16 protein-coding genes and 1 tRNA gene are annotated in these 16,874 nt (G+C 61.4%); 5 read left to right on the top strand and 12 right to left on the bottom strand.

The genetic code is table 11. The annotated features are described in order from the left end of the window. Positions 1-64: 64 nt before the first annotated feature. Positions 65-265 carry a DUF5818 domain-containing protein gene (locus FHS54_RS06560; protein WP_167303006.1) on the top strand — a complete coding sequence of 67 codons (201 nt, stop codon included), beginning with the start codon at positions 65-67 and terminating at the stop codon, positions 263-265. Positions 266-764: 499 nt separating this feature from the next. On the opposite strand, the gene FHS54_RS06565 is transcribed toward FHS54_RS06560, so the two are convergent. Next, positions 765-1,250, bottom strand: a complete 486-nt coding sequence (locus FHS54_RS06565) for a thermonuclease family protein (protein ID WP_208404811.1) — start codon at positions 1,248-1,250, stop codon at positions 765-767. 254 nt (positions 1,251-1,504) lie between these two features. Between FHS54_RS06565 and FHS54_RS06570 the strand changes: the two genes are divergently transcribed. Beyond that, entirely contained in the window at positions 1,505-1,987 is a 483-nt protein-coding gene (locus tag FHS54_RS06570; RefSeq protein ID WP_167303007.1) for a hypothetical protein, read from the top strand. 1,073 nt (positions 1,988-3,060) lie between these two features. Continuing rightward, positions 3,061-3,369: a hypothetical protein gene (locus FHS54_RS06575; protein WP_167303008.1), complete on the top strand. Its 309-nt coding sequence runs from the start codon at positions 3,061-3,063 to the stop codon at positions 3,367-3,369. A gap of 520 nt (positions 3,370-3,889) precedes the next feature. Here FHS54_RS06575 and FHS54_RS06580 read toward each other — a convergent pair. The 6 genes from FHS54_RS06580 to FHS54_RS06605 form a co-directional block, all read right to left on the bottom strand. Continuing rightward, positions 3,890-3,965, bottom strand: a tRNA-Lys gene (locus tag FHS54_RS06580). A gap of 121 nt (positions 3,966-4,086) precedes the next feature. Continuing rightward, entirely contained in the window at positions 4,087-5,202 is a 1,116-nt protein-coding gene (gene rodA / locus FHS54_RS06585; RefSeq protein WP_167303009.1) for a rod shape-determining protein RodA, read from the bottom strand. Continuing rightward, entirely contained in the window at positions 5,199-7,241 is a 2,043-nt protein-coding gene (gene mrdA / locus FHS54_RS06590) for a penicillin-binding protein 2 (RefSeq protein WP_167303010.1), read from the bottom strand. The genes rodA and mrdA overlap by 4 nt, the downstream gene beginning before the upstream one ends. Next, positions 7,238-7,765 carry a rod shape-determining protein MreD gene (gene mreD, locus FHS54_RS06595; RefSeq protein WP_167303011.1) on the bottom strand — a complete coding sequence of 176 codons (528 nt, stop codon included), beginning with the start codon at positions 7,763-7,765 and terminating at the stop codon, positions 7,238-7,240. Before mreD ends, mrdA begins: the two co-directional genes overlap by 4 nt. Further along, on the bottom strand, positions 7,762-8,676 hold the full coding sequence (gene mreC / locus FHS54_RS06600) for a rod shape-determining protein MreC (protein WP_167303012.1): 915 nt from the start codon (positions 8,674-8,676) through the stop codon (positions 7,762-7,764). Before mreC ends, mreD begins: the two co-directional genes overlap by 4 nt. Before the next feature lie 18 nt (positions 8,677-8,694). Further along, positions 8,695-9,741, bottom strand: a complete 1,047-nt coding sequence (locus FHS54_RS06605) for a rod shape-determining protein (RefSeq protein WP_167303013.1) — start codon at positions 9,739-9,741, stop codon at positions 8,695-8,697. A gap of 146 nt (positions 9,742-9,887) precedes the next feature. Here FHS54_RS06605 and mutL point away from each other — a divergent pair, with 146 nt between their 5' ends. Beyond that, positions 9,888-11,672 carry a DNA mismatch repair endonuclease MutL gene (gene mutL / locus FHS54_RS06610; RefSeq protein WP_167303014.1) on the top strand — a complete coding sequence of 595 codons (1,785 nt, stop codon included), beginning with the start codon at positions 9,888-9,890 and terminating at the stop codon, positions 11,670-11,672. 2 nt (positions 11,673-11,674) lie between these two features. Then, entirely contained in the window at positions 11,675-12,220 is a 546-nt protein-coding gene (locus FHS54_RS06615; protein ID WP_167303015.1) for a hypothetical protein, read from the top strand. A gap of 19 nt (positions 12,221-12,239) precedes the next feature. Here the strand turns inward: FHS54_RS06615 and FHS54_RS06620 are convergent, their stop codons facing one another. The 5 genes from FHS54_RS06620 to FHS54_RS06640 form a co-directional block, all read right to left on the bottom strand. Beyond that, positions 12,240-12,701, bottom strand: a complete 462-nt coding sequence (locus FHS54_RS06620) for a MaoC family dehydratase (RefSeq protein ID WP_167303016.1) — start codon at positions 12,699-12,701, stop codon at positions 12,240-12,242. A 59-nt stretch (positions 12,702-12,760) separates the two neighbouring features. Continuing rightward, a complete protein-coding gene (locus tag FHS54_RS06625; RefSeq protein ID WP_167303017.1) occupies positions 12,761-13,291 on the bottom strand; it encodes a DNA-deoxyinosine glycosylase in 531 nt (176 codons plus the stop codon). A 3-nt stretch (positions 13,292-13,294) separates the two neighbouring features. Further along, the gene (gene ychF / locus FHS54_RS06630) at positions 13,295-14,395 is read right to left on the bottom strand and encodes a redox-regulated ATPase YchF (protein WP_167303018.1); all 1,101 of its coding nucleotides are present in this window, start codon (positions 14,393-14,395) and stop codon (positions 13,295-13,297) included. 70 nt (positions 14,396-14,465) lie between these two features. After that, on the bottom strand, positions 14,466-15,167 hold the full coding sequence (locus tag FHS54_RS06635) for a DUF2490 domain-containing protein (RefSeq protein ID WP_167303019.1): 702 nt from the start codon (positions 15,165-15,167) through the stop codon (positions 14,466-14,468). A gap of 61 nt (positions 15,168-15,228) precedes the next feature. Then, positions 15,229-16,857, bottom strand: a complete 1,629-nt coding sequence (locus FHS54_RS06640) for an alpha-D-glucose phosphate-specific phosphoglucomutase (RefSeq protein WP_167303020.1) — start codon at positions 16,855-16,857, stop codon at positions 15,229-15,231. Positions 16,858-16,874: the final 17 nt, after the last annotated feature.

Genomic DNA, 16,874 nt, shown 5'->3' on the forward strand with positions numbered 1-16,874 from the left:
CCGTTAGCGGGATGTGGGCCTCGTGGTGCGATCTGTGATATGAACATCGGGAGCACAAAGTTTCATGCATCGGCCAACCCGTCATGAGCTGATCGGCATTTTGCTTGAGAATGGCCATTATCCAGTGCTCCGCGTCCAGGACGGTGGAGAATGGCGGCTGGAAATTTTAAAGCGGCACAAGCATCTTCTGGGCATGCGGGCCAAAGTCACTGGCACAAGAGATGGTTTCGATCTGCTCGCCGTCGATCATATCGAACCAGCGTGACACCTCAGCGGACGTGTACGCATTTCCTCATCATCTTGGACGTCGTCGGGTGTCGCATGTAATGGGTCGGTCCACCACGCTCGGGAGCGCCCGGATCACATATGATTTATGCGGTCGCGCCGAGCTCAAGCAGAATTCAGTCGAGCTCCCTTCATTCACGCGCCGATTTCGATCCTGATTTGCTCTGCAATCAGCCTGACTGCTTCATTGCTGTTCAGGCTGTGCGGTCCCCCGCTCAGGTGAGGGATCACCGCGACGGGAACCATCCCGTTTGTTGCGACATGCAGTCTCTTTGCGTACGGAAGGCGGCGGCGGTTTGTGAGAGGAGTGTCACGATTTTGTCCATCACGTTGATGTTTTTGGTGCTGCCCTGCCCGAAAACTTCATCGTTTTTGGTTGGGCGGCGGTCACAGGCTTGAGGTCGCCATAAGCGCCTATGCGTGCTGATGAAGATTGAGTGGGCAGGCGATGGTGTTGGTGCGGCTGAGTTTGCTGACAGTCAGCACCATGGCTCCCGTCTGCCGCTCCATGTTCGGGCTAACCCCTCGCTGACCAGCACATCACCGAGCGACTGGCCACCCCGCGTCAACACACGCAGCTTTCTGCCATATCGGTCCGTATCGCGATCAAGAGCGGTTACCGTGAATGGTCCAGCATTGATCAATTGGTGAAGCCGCTGCGTCGCGCGTTGGCCCAACGCTGCCTCGGTCGGGCAGCGTGGCGGGTGCGTCTCCGGCGCATCGATATCGGCAACTCTGATCTTCTGCCCGTCGAGCCAGATTGTATCGCCATCGACAACACAATTGGTGCCACCGCCAGTATGACAGAAGGTAAAGGTGCGGGAGACCTCGTCTCGGGCTTTCGCTCGATCGGGCGTCGAGAGAAAAGCCAGCCCTCCGGCGAGAGCGAGAATGGCTAGGCTCGCCAGCGTTACGGGGAATCGAGGTGCCTTCTTGCGGCGGCGGAGTTTGACTACGTTGGACATTCTAGGCGCTTAGATCCGTAGCGTTGGTTCGTAAATATCGTCGCGTTTGAGTGGTTTAGGCGGCCGAGTGTAAGGGCTTCATCAACATCAGCGCGTCAATGCTTGTAGTTTGCCGGGTGAAGCATGGGCCTCAAAATGACATTATACCCTGCCCGAAGGCCAAACTGCGGCTTCGAAGATGTAAACCCCAAAAGTCCATTTGATGATCACGTTGGCTGAGTTGATAGTGGTCCCATCTGAACCGGGAGAGCGAGATGAAATCAGCCGCCATCTTAGTCGCGTTTTTTGCGTTCGCATCGCCCGCCATCAGCCAGACAAACTTGTCCTCCACCGATCGCACCGCCGCTTTTCGGGCCGGTGGTTTCAAGCTGGAGCGCGGCCAATGGCGGGCATGTGGAGACCCAGGCACCCCAAGCTATAGCCCCGGAACGATCGAGACCGTGCGCGACCTGAACGGCGACGGGCAGGTCGAGGCGGTCATCACGGAAGGCGGGACCTACTGCTTCGGCATGACTGGCACCGGCTTCACCATCGTGAGCAAGCAGGCCAGCGGCGACTGGAAACTGATAACTGCAAGTCAGGGCATCCCCAATTTTCTTCGCACGAAAGGCGTGGGCGGCTGGCCGGACATCGAAATTGGCGGGCCAGGATTCTGCTTTCCTGTCGAACGATGGAACGGTCGGGAATATGCGCTCAGCCGCCATCAATATGAAGGCAAGCCTTGTCGCCCCAGCTAGCTATTTCACCTATCGCTGCTCAGCCACTCCCCGTGCTTTTGGTGCCCTCCTCCTACGGGAAAGTGCTCCGACTCGTTCCAGGTAGGGCAGCGGCAGCGCCTGCCATGGGAAGCTGTCCTTAAAGGCCTCGCATCGATGATGCCGCTCGGTTACGTTCCTGGCGCTTAGCGTGGCCTCGACTTCACCAAGATCCGGTCTTCGCTGCCCAGCGGTCGCTGGATGAAGCGCTCTATTCTCACATTCACCAACAAACGCACTCAGGTGACGCCAGTGGTCGCAGCCGGCGCAGCAGGGTTCATTCTTCCAATAGAAATGGTCCAGGATTTCCTGTGTTGCGGCGTTCAACTTCACCTCCCCGTCGGGAGAACTAGACGGCTGACGAAGCAGTCTCTTCAACTCGTCGTCAGTATACCACCCGGGAGAGCTACAGCTCAGCGCGCTTATGGATAGGCCATTTGTATGTAGTTGAAGGCAGTACCTGCCGCAGCTGCCATTGTGCCGATCGGAACCCGGGGTCATCAGGATTGTTGATTATCGGCAGACTGATCTGTCCCCCCTCACAGAACAGCCTGGAACCTGAGGCCCGCCCTGTCTCCGGGTGGGCCTCTTTACTTGCGGGAAGGCAGGAGCGATGAGCTACCCATCTGTGGAGTTTTGCACAGCTCAAGCCCAACATCACCTCGCTCAAGCAGACAAGAGCGATTTGCCCAATGTCCGGGCGATCTGCCTCACCGCTGCCGATTCTTGGATGCGGGAAGCCGAAAGCGTCCGTCGGATCCTTGAACGACGTCAGCGCAACGCAACAGTCGATATGGGGTGAGCCGCTATCCGTTGGCGGAAGAAATCACTGCTTCTGTCATGCCGGAGCGAGCGGCGTGATTCACGGTAAAATTTCTGAAAGTTGGCCTATTTTACCGTAGGTAAATGGCAAACTTTGGTCGCGTGCCCGCAGGTCCCGAAATCGGGCACATCCACCGGCTCGCACACCATCAACCAAATCGGTTGGAGCCTCCTCCCTTCTCAATGTTCTTGTTCCGTTCTACCCTGAAGATACGAATCGCAGGAGACCCACCATGCCCTATGCCCTCTTGGAAGAAGGCTCATCCTATGCAGACTGGAAGCTGGCCTGCCAGGCTTTGAGCAGCGTTACCTTCATGCTCGACGATTCAAACGCCGACTTGCGGGTTCTCGGCTATGGCGACCCGGCTGGCAACGAATTGAAGGCGTTCGCCGCGCGCTTTCAGGACATCGAAGCTGAGCTGGTAATCGCCTCCTTGCGGTCGCGATATGAAATATACCGTGAAGCCCAGGACTGCGGCGTCGATCTCGAAACGCCCTTGTCATCCTTGCCGGTGGAGGCCTGCTTAGGTCCATGGAACTAAAATGGGCTGCTGCCAGGAAATTGCTGTCATCTTCCGGGGTGCCGCCAAGGAGTGCCACTTCAGCCCGAAGCGCGGGGAATTTCATAACGATGACCTTGCGCGGGAAGTGCTTTAGAATAGAGCCCATAGACAAGGCGTTGATCCTCATCACCGCGACCTTGTAGTCGCTCATCTGTGATCGTCATTGGAGGGAGCCGAACGCCTCCTCCAGCGCGGCGGCTGCAGCCGCGGTGCACAGGCCGGTGTTTCTATTGATGGCCAGCGACTATTAGGCGTCGGAGAGCATGCAAGAGCGTACGCGCCTGTCGGCGGCGGCCCTGCAAGCGGGTTGTGAAAAGTTGAGCGACTTTTTGTAAACGCCAGCAGCGGCCTACAGGCGATTCGCCAAACACCTCGATCAAAATGGTTCAAATGGGAAAATGAGCCACTTTAAACGACTTTCCGACAGTAACCGGGCAATGCCACGCTAAGTTGGACAAATGCCAATGCAAAGTTGTGCCAGCGAAGACTTTTTTGAAGGTGGTGGACGCACTTGGGCTCGAACCAAGGACCCGCTGATTAAGAGTCAGCTGCTCTACCAACTGAGCTATGCGTCCACACTCGCTTCTGGCAGACCCCATTGGGGCGTCGCCTTGGCGTGGCCGGGCGGTTAGCATTATCCTCTGCCTTTGCAAACAGTAATTTGCGTTGCAGCAAGATTTTTCGGGTCGCTGGTCTTCAGGCCCAGTTTCCACGCCGTTGGCTGGCCCGCCGGGTCGACCTGTCGATTGCCATGATGATGCCGATGCACAGCATGACGGTCAGCATGGAAGAGCCGCCATAGGACATGAAGGGCAGGGGAATGCCTACGACGGGTGCCAGGCCCATCACCATCATCAGGTTGATGGCTACATAGAAAAAGATGGTGGTGGTCAGCCCTGCCGCGACCAGCCTTGCATATTTGTCGGGCGCGCGCAGCGAGACGCCTATTCCCCATCTGAACAGCAGCAGGAACGCGCCGATCAGGAATATGCCGCCCGCCAGGCCCCATTCTTCGGCCATGGTCGCGAAAACAAAATCGGTGTGCCCTTCGGGTAGGTAATCGAGGTGGCTTTGCGTGCCTTTGAGGAATCCTTTGCCCCACAGGCCGCCAGAGCCGATTGCGATTTTCGATTGGCTGATATGATAGCCTGCACCCAGAGGGTCGCTTTCCGGGTCAAGGAAGATAAGCACCCGCTTTTGCTGATAGTCATGCAGGAAGCTGAACGCGATCGGGATGATCGCCGCCACCGTCAGCCCCGATCCGATGAAGAGGCGCAGCGGCAGGCCCGCAAGGAACATGACGGTCACACCCCCCGCTGCGATCATGGTCGCGGTGCCAAGGTCGGGTTGCACCAGCACCAGTGACCATGGCACGCCGATCAGCACGAGCGCGGGCCAGATGGCGGACCATCGCCTGATCTCTCCCACAGGCAGCAGCGCATAGAATCGCGCGACCGCCAGGACGATGATCGGCTTCATGAATTCCGACGGCTGCAATTGCATGAAGCCAAGGTTGATCCATCGCTGACTGCCGCCCGCCACGCCGCCGATCAGTTCGACCAGCACAAGCGACACCAGCACCAGGCCATAGGCCGGGAACGCGAAGCGAGCGAATATCTCCAGCGGGATGCGGCTTAGCACCAGGGCCATTCCGGTGAAGATGACGAAGCGCACCGCCTGATTGATGGCCCAGGGGGTGATGCTGCCGCCCGCCGAACTGTATAGGACCAGGGTGCCGAACCCAGCGATGGCCAACAGGAGGGCCAGCACCTTCCAGGGGAAGTGGGTCAGGGGTTCGGGTACGATGTTCATCGTGATCCGGCCGGGTTCGGGCTTGGCGACGGCGCATCATCATCGGCAGGCCGGGAGGATGAGTTTTGCGCAGGGGCGGGCGAGGAGGCGTTGCCTGCCGTTGCATTCGCCGCTTCGGCGCTGCTGGCGGACGTCGTGGGCTTTTTAATCGCCTTTGCCAGGCTGAAGGCCGCCATCTGCCGCGCCATGCGCTCAGCCGGGGGGCCGCCCCAACCCTTTTCCAGCTCGATCAGCCTCTCCATCGCCTTGGCCGGATCGAAGAGAAAGGTCAGCACGTCCTTGGCCACCGGCGCGGCCGCCTTGGACCCGCCCATCCCGTGTTCGATCACGACGGAGGCCGCGTAGCGTGGATTGCTGGTGGGGGCAAAGCAGACGAACAGGCCATGGTCGCGATATTTCCAGTCGCCGCTTTGCCCGCGCTGGCTGCCCGCGATCCGTCGAACCTGTGCGGTGCCGGTCTTGCCGCCCATCTGGACGCCGGGAACGTCCAATCGGCTGCGTCCGGCCGTGCCATCGCCGTTCACCACTTCCCACATTCCGTTTCGCACGGCGTCGAAATGCTCCTTGGGGAAGGGCATGGGAGCGGCTTGGGGATAACGACCTTTCACCAGGCGAGGCTGGATATTCCGGCCCGAAGCGATCCGCCCGGCCATGACGGCGAGCTGCAATGGGTTCACGACGACATAACCCTGCCCAATGGACGCATTGAGCGTGTCGGAGGCGGTCCATTTCTGATCATATCGCCGCATCTTCCACGCGGTATCCGGCATGGTCCCGTAGCTTTGTGAAAGAACCGGCAAGTCGAATTTTTCGCCGAATCCCATGGCATGGCCCATCCGGGCGATGACGTCGATGCCAACCCGGTTGCCCATCGTATAGAAATAGGTGTTGCAGCTTTTGGCGATGGCGCGATGCATGTCGACCGAACCGTGGCGGCCCAGGCAGCGGAAGAAACGGTTGCCGAGCCGATATCCCCCCGGACAATGCACCCGCTCTTTGGGGTCGATCCCGGCGCTCTGCAACGCCATCGCCACCATCGGTTTAAAGGTCGATCCGGGTGGATAGAGGGCGTTCAGCGATTTGTTTATGAGGGGATGGCGCTCATCATTTGACAGCATGTTCCATTCATCATGACTGATGCCGTCGGAAAAATTATTGGGGTCATAGGCGGGCATGGACGCCATGCAGAGGATTTCCCCCGTATGGCAGTCAAGCACGATGCAGGAACCCGATTCAGTGCCGAGCCGCCGCCCGGCATATTCCTGAAGCCCGGCGTCGATCGTCAGCGTGATGGAGTTGCCCGGCGTGTCCGGCCGGGTCGTCAGTTCGCGGACGACCTTGCCCCTGGCCGTCACTTCCACCCGCTTCGCACCGGGTTTGCCGGTGAGTTCCAGGTCGAACGTTTTTTCCAGCCCTTCCTTGCCGACCTTGAACCCCGGCGTGATCAGAAGCGGGTTCTTGCGCTCTTCATATTCCTTGGCTGAGGCCGCCCCGACATAACCCAATAGTTGGCCAACCGAGGCACCTGCAGGATAATAGCGGGAAAATCCCTGGCTGGGTGCCACGCCGGGCAGGTCCGGCAGTCGGACGCTGACCGCTGCGAACTGATTATAGGTCAGCTTTTCGGCAACCTGCACTGGCCGAAATCCAGCTGATTTTTCCAGTTCCGTCCTGATCCGTTCGACATCGTCGGGCGACAACGACAATAATTCCGCAAGGCTGCCGATGGTGTGGTCTGGGTCGGTGACGCGATCCGGGATCAGGTCGACGCGAAAATCGGTCCGGTTATTGGCCAGCGGCTTTCCGTACCGGTCCAAAATCCATCCCCGCCGAGGTGGAACCAGGGTCAGGTTGACACGATTGCTTTCGGAAAGGAGGTTATATTTTTCGTTCTCAGCAATGCTGATCCACCCCATCCGGCCAACCAGCATGGCACCGAATCCTGCCTGCAACCCCCCGACCACCATCGCCCGGCGCGTGAAGGTGAAGGACAGGGCAGCTTCGTTGACGGTCTTCCGCTTGAACCTGGGCAGCTTCATGCCATCACACGCCAGCGATCAATCTGGGCGCATTGCCGCACCACGAATGGAAAAAGCAGGATGGTGCAAAGCAATTGTGGCGCGACCAAGTACAGATTGATGTCTCCTCCGCCAGCCACGCTCGCGAGAAACGCCCCGCCGACGATGCAGAAGATAATGGCCACGGACGCGATTAGCCAGTCCTGCCGATAGCTTCGCCAGACCATGCGATGTTCGACCGCATCGACGCCGATCAGCATGACCGTCCAAAGGAACATGGACGATCCGATCGGCTGACCGCTCATCATATCGTCAAACAGGCCCAGCGGCACCCCGATCCAGGTGCGCCACAGTTCCGGTCGCAGCAGACGCCATGACAGCAGCAGCAGCAGGCCGAAGGGGGGCATGACCGGAGCCTGCGCAATCACCGGCAGGACGGTGACCGCGGAACCCAGCATGACGGTGATGACCGGCGTCCCGGCAAGGCGAAAGGCGGACGGTTGGCGACCTAATCGGGATACGTGCCGAAGATGCGGATCGATCATGGTGCGGTGGCGTTGGCCGCTGCGCCCGCGTCCGTGGGAACGGGTGGCGTAGGCTCGGTTCGCGTGACGGCTTCTTCGAACGATCGTTCGACGACCACCGCATCGACCTTGGACGGGTTTGCCAGCGGGACGCCATAGGCGATCTCGCCCGCAATCCGCACGATCACGGCGACGGGGATATTGGGCTGGTAGACGCCGCCGACGCCCGATGTCACCAGAATGTCGCCGGGATGAAAGGGATTGCGGCCTGCCGCCAGCGCCCTGATTTCCAACGTTCCGTCGCCCAAGCCCGTGGAAATTGCGGGCACGCTGTCATTGGCGCGGCGGACGGGCACGATGTTGCTGCCGTCGGTCAGCAGCAGCACTTCGGCCGTGTTCGGTGTCGTGCTGTGGATGCGACCGACCAGTCCTTCGGGCGCGCGCACGGGCATGCCTGTTCGCACGCCTTGCCAACGGCCAGCGTTCAGCCGTGCGAAGCGCCGGGTGCTGCTGGACGACGACGCGATCAGCCGGGCGGTCAACAGGTGGCTTTCATCTGCATCGACCAGTTTCAGCAGTTTCTTGAGCCGCGCATTTTCCTGCGCCACCGCCTTGGCTTCAATGATGCGGTTGCGGTCTGTTTCGACCTGGCGGCGCAGCGCGACATTCTGCGATCCGGCGCGCCAGTAGGCAGTCAGAACTTCGTCGATCGAACTGACCCCGCTGACCATGTTGCGCATCGCGATCGAGGCCGGGCGCGTAATCTCAGCCGTCGCGGTGCGGATCACTGCGAAACCCGTCGGATCGAACATCGCGACAACCACCAGGAGCAGGCCGACGGCGGCGCCAGTCATCGCCACCACATAGCTGGCGAAGAGGCTGTATTGCGCCTTCCGGTTGTGCCCGGGGCGTCGGCTGGGTGGCCGCGCCATCCTGTCTTCCCCCTGGCCTTAAGCGGTTTGCAACACGCCCCTGAAAATCGGATCTTCCATCGCTCGGCCAGTGCCGATGGCGACGCAGGTCAGCGGATCTTCAGCGATGGTGACGGGCAGACCGGTTTCGTCGCGCAGTTCGTCATCCAGCCCCTTGAGCAGCGCGCCGCCGCCAGTGAGCACGATGCCCTGATCGACAATGTCCGCCGCCAGTTCGGGCGCAGTATTTTCCAGTGCGATCCGTACACCTTCGACAATGGTGCTGATAGGTTCGGCCAGGGCGTCGGCGATCTGCCCCTGGTTGATGGAAATTTCCTTGGGAACGCCGTTCACCAGGTCGCGACCCTTGATATGGATCGTTTCGCCCACGCCGTCTTCGGGCGGCTGAGCGACACCGAACTGCTTTTTGATGCGTTCCGCCGTGGCTTCGCCGATCAGCAGATTGTGGTGGCGACGCACGAAGGAAACGATCGCTTCGTCCATCTTGTCACCGCCGACGCGAACCGAGGTCGTGTAGGCAAGGCCGCGAAGCGACAGCACGGCGACTTCGGTGGTGCCACCACCGATGTCGACCACCATCGAGCCGATCGGTTCGGTGACCGGCATGTCAGCGCCAATCGCGGCGGCCATCGGCTCTTCAATCAGGAAGACCTGGCTCGCGCCCGCATTGCTGGCCGCGTCGCGAATCGCGCGCCGTTCCACGCTGGTGGAACCGGAAGGCACGCAGATGACGATTTCGGGAAAGCGCCAGGGGCGCGATTTGCCGCCGTGCACTTTGGTGATGAAATGCTTGATCATCTGTTCCGCGACATCGATGTCGGCAATGACGCCGTCGCGAAGGGGCCGAATAGCCTCAATCGAATCGGGCGTCTTGCCCATCATGAGCTTGGCGTCGTTGCCGACCGCCTTCACCCTTTTCACGCCGTTCAGCGTCTCCACCGCCACGACTGACGGTTCGTTAAGCACAATGCCGCGCCCGCGCACATAGACAACGGTGTTTGCCGTGCCGAGGTCGATAGCCATATCCTGGGAGGAGAGTTTGAAAAGTCGCGAGAAGATCGACATGCCTGTTCCTGTTCAGCCCGATCATCCCGGCGACGCGAACCGGGGCGTTCGGAGGTCCCTGCCACGTTCCGCCGCCCGTGTCATGAGACAAAATTAATGGGGCTAGCGGCTCGCGGAATGCGCTCGATTGGGCTAGTCACTAATCAATGTCAATACGCCGTCTGCCCGAACATCTGGTCAACCGCATCGCTGCGGGCGAAGTGGTCGAAAGGCCCGCCAGTGCGCTCAAGGAAATCGTGGAAAATGCGCTGGATGCCGGCGCGACCCGTATCGCCATCAGATTGAGCAATGGCGGGCTGGACCGGATAGAGGTGAGCGACGACGGTTGCGGCATGACGCCGGAGGAAATCGCTTTGGCGGTCGAGCGCCATGCGACATCGAAGCTTCCCGACGACGCAATTGAAAATGTGGCGACCCTGGGCTTTCGCGGTGAGGCGCTGCCGTCCATCGCCAGCGTGGCCCGCCTGTCTATCGACAGCCGCCCTGTGGGTAGGGATGGATGGAACCGCACGCTGGACAATGGCACGCTGGTGGCGGAAGGCCCCGCCGCGCTGCCGCCCGGCACGCGCGTGACGGTGGAGCAGCTATTCGCCCGCGTGCCCGCCAGGCGCAAATTCCTGCGATCGCCCAAGGCCGAATATGCCGCCTGCCTGGACAGTGTCCGTCGTCTGGCCATGGCGCATCCTTCCGTCGCGTTCAGTCTGGAGCATGACGGTCGGCGGGCGTTGGGCGTGCAGGCAGGGGACGGCAGGGAGGGCCGCGTCGCTGCCCTGACCGACAGGGCGCTGGCGGACAATCATGTCATCGTCAGCCTGGAACGGGAAGGCATCCGCCTGACGGGCGTTGCGTCGATCCCCACCTATAATCGCGGCGTCGGGGATCATCAGTTCCTGTTCGTGAATGGACGCCCGGTGCGCGACCGGCTGTTGGTCGGGGCGGTGCGCGGTGCCTATGCCGACATGCTCGCGCGGGACCGCCATCCGGTCGTTGCCCTCTTCCTTGACGTTCCGCCGCTGGAAGTCGATGTCAACGTCCATCCCGCCAAGACGGAAGTGCGCTTTCGCGACCCTGCGCTGATCCGGGGCATGATCGTGTCGGGCCTGCGCAGGGCACTGGATGCGGAAGGGTTTCGTTCGGTGCAGCAGGCCGATTCGGCGGGACTGTCCGCCTGGAAGGCCGAGCCAGTTTCTCCGACGCCCATCGGCGCGATGCCGATTTTCGAAGCGGCGGACGCATTGTCATCCTATCGATCGTCCTCGTCAGTGCTGGCTGACCGCCGGTCCAGCTTTCTGACGCCGCCGCCGCAGGCCCGCGCCGAACCCGCCGCCGCGCCCGCGCCTGAAGGTCAAAACTTTCCCCTGGGCGTCGCGCGCGGGCAGGTCGCCCGCACCTATATCGTGGCGGAGGCAGAGGACGGGCTGGTCATCGTCGACCAGCATGCGGCGCATGAACGGCTGACGCTGGAACGGATGCGGCGCGGCATGGAAGGGCAGGGCGTCGCCGCGCAGGCGCTGCTGCTGCCCGAAGTGGTGGAATTGGACGAACCGGCATGCGACCGGCTGGAAGCGCGGATCGAGGAGTTGAAGGTCTTTGGCCTTGAGCTGGAGCGATTTGGCCCGTCCGCGATACTGGTGCGCGCCACGCCCGCCATGCTGGGGCAGGGCGATGTGCAAGGGTTGGTGTCCGACCTTGCCGACGATCTTGCGGCCTATGATAGCGCGCTGTCGCTCAAAGAACGGATCGACCTGGTCGCGGCCACCATGGCCTGTCACGGATCGGTGCGGGCGGGCCGCATACTCAGCGTCGCGGAAATGAACGCCCTGCTCCGCGAGATGGAGGTCACGCCCCGCAGCGGGCAGTGCAATCATGGCCGTCCCACCTGGGTGAAGCTGGGCCATGGCGACATTGAGAAGCTGTTCGGAAGGAAATGAGCATGAGACGCATCGCTTGCCTGCTCGCCTTGTGCGTTCTGCCCGCCTTGGCAGAAGCCGCGCCGCCCACGCCCGACATGTGCCAGGATGCGCCGCCGCCGCCCGAACCGTGGACCAGTTGGATGCAAAGCGGCACGGCGATAGCGGGAGGTGTGCCTCATTCAGCGCCCCGATTGATTTTGGGTAAGCCGGTGGTCGCGACGCTGCGCCCTTCGGTGCAGGTGCAATATGCGGTCCAGCCGGAAAAACAGCGGCCCAAAAGCCATGGCGGGCTTTTCACATTGGCGGTCAAAACCCCGGCTCGTGTCGGCATCGGGCTTTCCGGCCCGGCCTGGGTGGACATCGTCATGGATCGTCAGCCGGTCGAATCCGTCGGGGATGACCATGGCCCGGAATGTTCCGCTATCGAAAAGATTGTCTGGTTCGACCTGCCAGCGGGGGTCCACCTGATCCAGATCGCGGATTCGCCCGCGCGGGAATTGCGTGTGATGGCGGCGGACGCCTTGGCCAATCGTCCGTTGCCGCCTGCGCCGGAACCGGAATTTTGATCGGCACCGGGCGCGCCGGTCAGGCAGGACGCGTGCGGAACAGCGCGATTGGCATCATCGTCATTACGGGCTGATCATGCTGGTTCATTATCGTCACCCGGCTTTTGACGATGCCCATTTCCGGTCGGGTACGGGACGCCTTCTTTTCGATCACTTCCGACGTGCCGCTCAACGTGTCGCCGGGGCGAACAGGCCTTAACCAGCGCAGTTCGTCCACGCCCATGGCTCCCAAGCTGGCATCCTGATGACCGCCAGCCTGCATTTTCGCGACGAACATTTTCATGAAAAGCGCGGTGGTGTGCCAGCCGCTGGCCGACAGGCTGCCAAAATGCGTTTCCGCCGCCGCCTCATCGGACAGATGGAAAGGCTGGGCATCGAACTCCGCTGCGAAGGCGATGATTTCGTCGCGGCTGATGGCCAGGGGGCCAAAAGTCAGCGTATCGCCGACCGTGACGTCCTCAAAATAGATGATTTCGTCCATGGCCCTCAGTCTCGCTCTGTTGGCGGACTGTCTAAAGCTGCCTTACGTTTACGTCAAGGTTAGGGTTGTGCGATCCATTTCCGCAGCACCCGCCAGGCATCGACCTTCATTTCGCGCGACAACATGGCGTTGGCTCCGCTGCTGGAGGGCAGGTCGATCAGGGTCAGGGCTGGAGCGCCTGCGCCGATCTGGCGGCGTCCATGCATCGAAGCGGCCTTGCCGTTGAAGGCGATGGCCCGCAGCGCGGGGAGCCGAGCGATGAAGCTATTGAGGTCGCGTAGCTCCGCGCCCCGTATCGCGCTGTCCAGACTGCCGGGGCGGTCAGCGCTTTCGATCACGTCCCACAGCCCGACGCCTCTGGCGCGCAATCGCTTCAACCGCAGTGCATAGGGAGCCGCGCGCAGATCCTCTCCCAAAATGTCGCCCATCAACGCCCAGAAAGCGTTGCCGCGATGGGCGTAATATTCGCCCTGCTTGATCGAGGCGTCACCGGGCAGGCTGCCCAGGATCAGAAGTTGCGTTGTTTCATCGACGCTGGGTGGAAAGGCGGACTTGCGCTGCGCAGGCATTTGACCGGGGCGCAGCGCCATGGCTCAGACGTTGAAACGGAACAGCATGATGTCGCCGTCCTGCGTCACATATTCCTTGCCTTCGGACCGCCACTTGCCCGCTTCCTTGGCACCTGCTTCGCCATTGAACTGGACATAATCCGCATAGGCCATGGTTTCGGCGCGGATGAAGCCCTTTTCGAAATCGGAATGGATCGCGCCCGCTGCCTGCGGGGCCTTCGACCCCTTGGCCACAGTCCAGGCGCGCGCTTCCTTGGGGCCGACGGTGAAGAATGTGATGAGGCCCAGCAGTTCGTAACCGGCGCGGATGATGCGGGCCAGGCCAGCTTCCTCAAGGCCCAGCGCTTCCAGATATTCGGTGCGCTCTTCCACAGGCATGGTGATGAGCTCGGCTTCGATGGCTGCCGAAACGATCACGGCCTTGGCGCCTTCAGCCGCGGCTTTTTCAAACACGCGAGCGGAATGGGCGTTGCCGTCGGCTGCGCTGTCTTCTTCGACATTACAGACATAGAGCACCGGCTTGGCGGTCAGAAGCTGCGCCTGATGGAAGATGCGCGCTTCCTCTTCATCCCTTGGCTGGGTCAGCCGCGCAGGCTTGCCGTCACGGAGCAACTCCAGCGTCTGACCCAGAACGGCTGCGGCGGCCTTCGCTTCCTTGTCGCCCTGCGCCGCCTTCTTCGCGAAGGCGGGAACGCGCTTTTCCAGGCTGTCGAGGTCGGCGAGCATCAATTCGGTCTCGACCGTCTCGGCATCGGCGATCGGGTCCACCTTGCCTTCGACATGGGTGATGTCGTCATCTTCGAAACAGCGCAGAACGTGGACGATGGCATCCACTTCGCGGATGTTCGCCAGGAATTGATTGCCCAGCCCTTCGCCCTTCGACGCGCCGCGCACCAGCCCTGCGATGTCGACGAAGGCGAGCTGCGTTTCGATGATTTTGGTCGATCCGCCAATCTTCGCGATGGTGTCCAGCCGCTCATCGGGGACGGCGACTTGCCCGACATTGGGTTCTATCGTGCAAAAGGGGTAGTTCGCCGCCTGCGCCGCCTGCGTTTCGGTCAGTGCGTTGAACAAGGTGGACTTGCCGACATTGGGAAGCCCGACGATACCGCAACGAAAACCCATGAACCTGCCTTCACGTCAGAATGATTGGCCGCGCCGATAGCCTGTTCCGCGCGCGAAGGCCAGCCTGCGGTCAGCGCCGGAAGAACAGGGTGATCGACGCGACGTGGTTCATCCGCCGCGCGCCGTTCCCCTGATCAATATATTGGTTGAGATATCCCAGTTCAGCGGTGGACTTGCCCATCAGTTTGATTTCCGCGCCTGCAAAGCTGCGCACCTGGTCGAATCCCGCCTTCTGCCCCCAATCTGTGCTGTTGAGCGCGGCGAAACCCTCAGCATAGACCAGCGCGTTCACGGCATCGTTGCCCTGCTTTAGCGGCTTTTCATAACGCAGCATCTCGCGCAGCCGCCATCCGGTCCCATTGCCGTCCGACCGCCATCGCTGTTCCAGCCGGGTGCGGGACGATAGTTCGCCTCTCCAGGGGGTGCCAATTGTCCAGTTGATCTGCTGGAAACTGCGTTCTTCGTTGACGTCGCGGCCGCCCTGGGACGGCTGCATGATGTGCCCATAGCCCTGATAGACGGACAGGCTGGGCGATAATTTCCACCCGACTGCCCCCCGCAGGATCGTCTGGTCGACCTGCGACGCACCGTTGCCCACGCGCGGCTGAATCTCCGCAAAGTAGATGAGGTCGCCGGAGACCGGCCCCATCGCCGTCAGGTTCACCCAGACCTGCTCATCCTCTGTGGTGGCGGCAAATATGGACGTAGGCCAGGCGCAAGCAAGGGCGGCAGGAGTGAATAGAAGGGCGCGGTAATGACGTAAGCTGGACATGGCCGGTCCTTAGGTGGCGCTGCTTGCCGCCCAGCATCTGGCATGTAAGATTTCGTTGCCGTCAGGTGATGACGCTCGGCCGGTCCATTCCTGTGAAGCCTACTATGTCGGCAACCTCCTGCGCGGCAGCGATCAGCGGGGCGAGGGCTTCGCCTGTGTCCATGCCAAGGTCGCCGCCCTGATCGACATAGCGTTCAATATAGACGCGCAGGGTTGCTCCTTCCGTGCCGGTTCCCGACAGGCGAAACACGATGCGCGATCCGTCCTGGAACATCACGCGCACGCCCTGATTGCGGCTGACGGACTGGTCGGTGGGATCGGTATAGGCAAAATCGTCGGCGCTGCGGATCGTGCCGCCGCTGTTCACCGAACCGGGCAGGCGGGGCAGGTTGTCCCGTAATGCGGCCATCAGTGCGTCCGCGCGGTCAGTGGCGATCGCCTCATAGTCGTGGCGGGCATAATAGTTCCGGCCATAGCTTGCCCAGTGATCGGCCATGATGGCGGCGACGCCCTGGCCCCGCGCTGCCAATATGTTGAGCCATAGCAGGACGGCCCAGATGCCGTCCTTTTCCCGCACATGGTCCGAGCCGGTGCCCGCGCTTTCTTCGCCGCAGATGGTTGCCATGCCGGCGTCCAGCAGATTGCCGAAGAACTTCCAGCCGGTGGGCGTCTCATATAACGGGATGCCCAGCTTTTCCGCCACGCGGTCCGCCGCGCAGCTTGTCGGCATCGACCGGGCAATGCCTTTGAGGCCGCTCGCATAGCCTGGTGCCAGATGGGCATTCGCCGCCAGCACCGCTAGCGAATCGGACGGGGTCACATAACAATGCCGCCCGATGATGAGGTTGCGGTCGCCATCGCCATCGGATGCCGCGCCGAAATCGGGCGCGTCCTGGGCCATCATGCGATCATATAGCTCCTTCGCATGGACCAGATTGGGATCGGGATGATGGTGGCCAAAGTCGGGGAGGGGCGTGGCATTGCGCACGGTTCCTTTCGGCGCGCCCAGACGTCTTTCAAAGATTTCCACCGCATAGGGGCCGGTGACCGCGCTCATGGAATCGAACGACAGGGTGAAGCCATTGCTGATCATCCGGCGGATGGCGGGAAAGTCGAACAGCGTCTCCATCAGGTCGGCATAGTCGGCGACCGGATCGACCACTTCGACGGTCATATCCCCCAGGCGGCTTGTCCCCAGCGTGTCGATGTCGACATCGCCTGCTTCCACTATGCGATATTGTTCAATGGTGAGCGTCCGCGCGTGGATTGCGTCCGTCACCTTTTCCGGCGCAGGCCCGCCATTGCCGACATTATATTTGATGCCGAAATCTTCGTCCGGTCCCCCCGGATTATGGCTGGCGGAAAGCACCAGCCCGCCAAATGCGCCCGATGCACGGATTAGGTGCGATGCAGCGGGCGTCGACAATATCCCGCCCTGGCCGACCAGCACCCGCCCAAATCCGTTGGCGGCGGCCATTTCCAGGACGATCTGGATGACTTCCCGGTTAAGGTAGCGGCCGTCGCCGCCCAGGACCAGCGTCTGGCCTTCAAAGTCCGTCAGGCAATCGAACACCGACTGGACGAAGTTCGCCGCATAATGAGGCTGCTGGAATATCCTGACCTTCTTGCGAAGCCCGGACGTTCCCGGCTTTTGGTCGTTGAAGGGGGTGGTGGGGACGGTCTGGATCACCCGGAACCTCATGAAAG

This window comes from Sphingobium vermicomposti (genome assembly GCF_011762025.1).
GTDB classification, from domain to species: domain Bacteria; phylum Pseudomonadota; class Alphaproteobacteria; order Sphingomonadales; family Sphingomonadaceae; genus Sphingobium; species Sphingobium vermicomposti.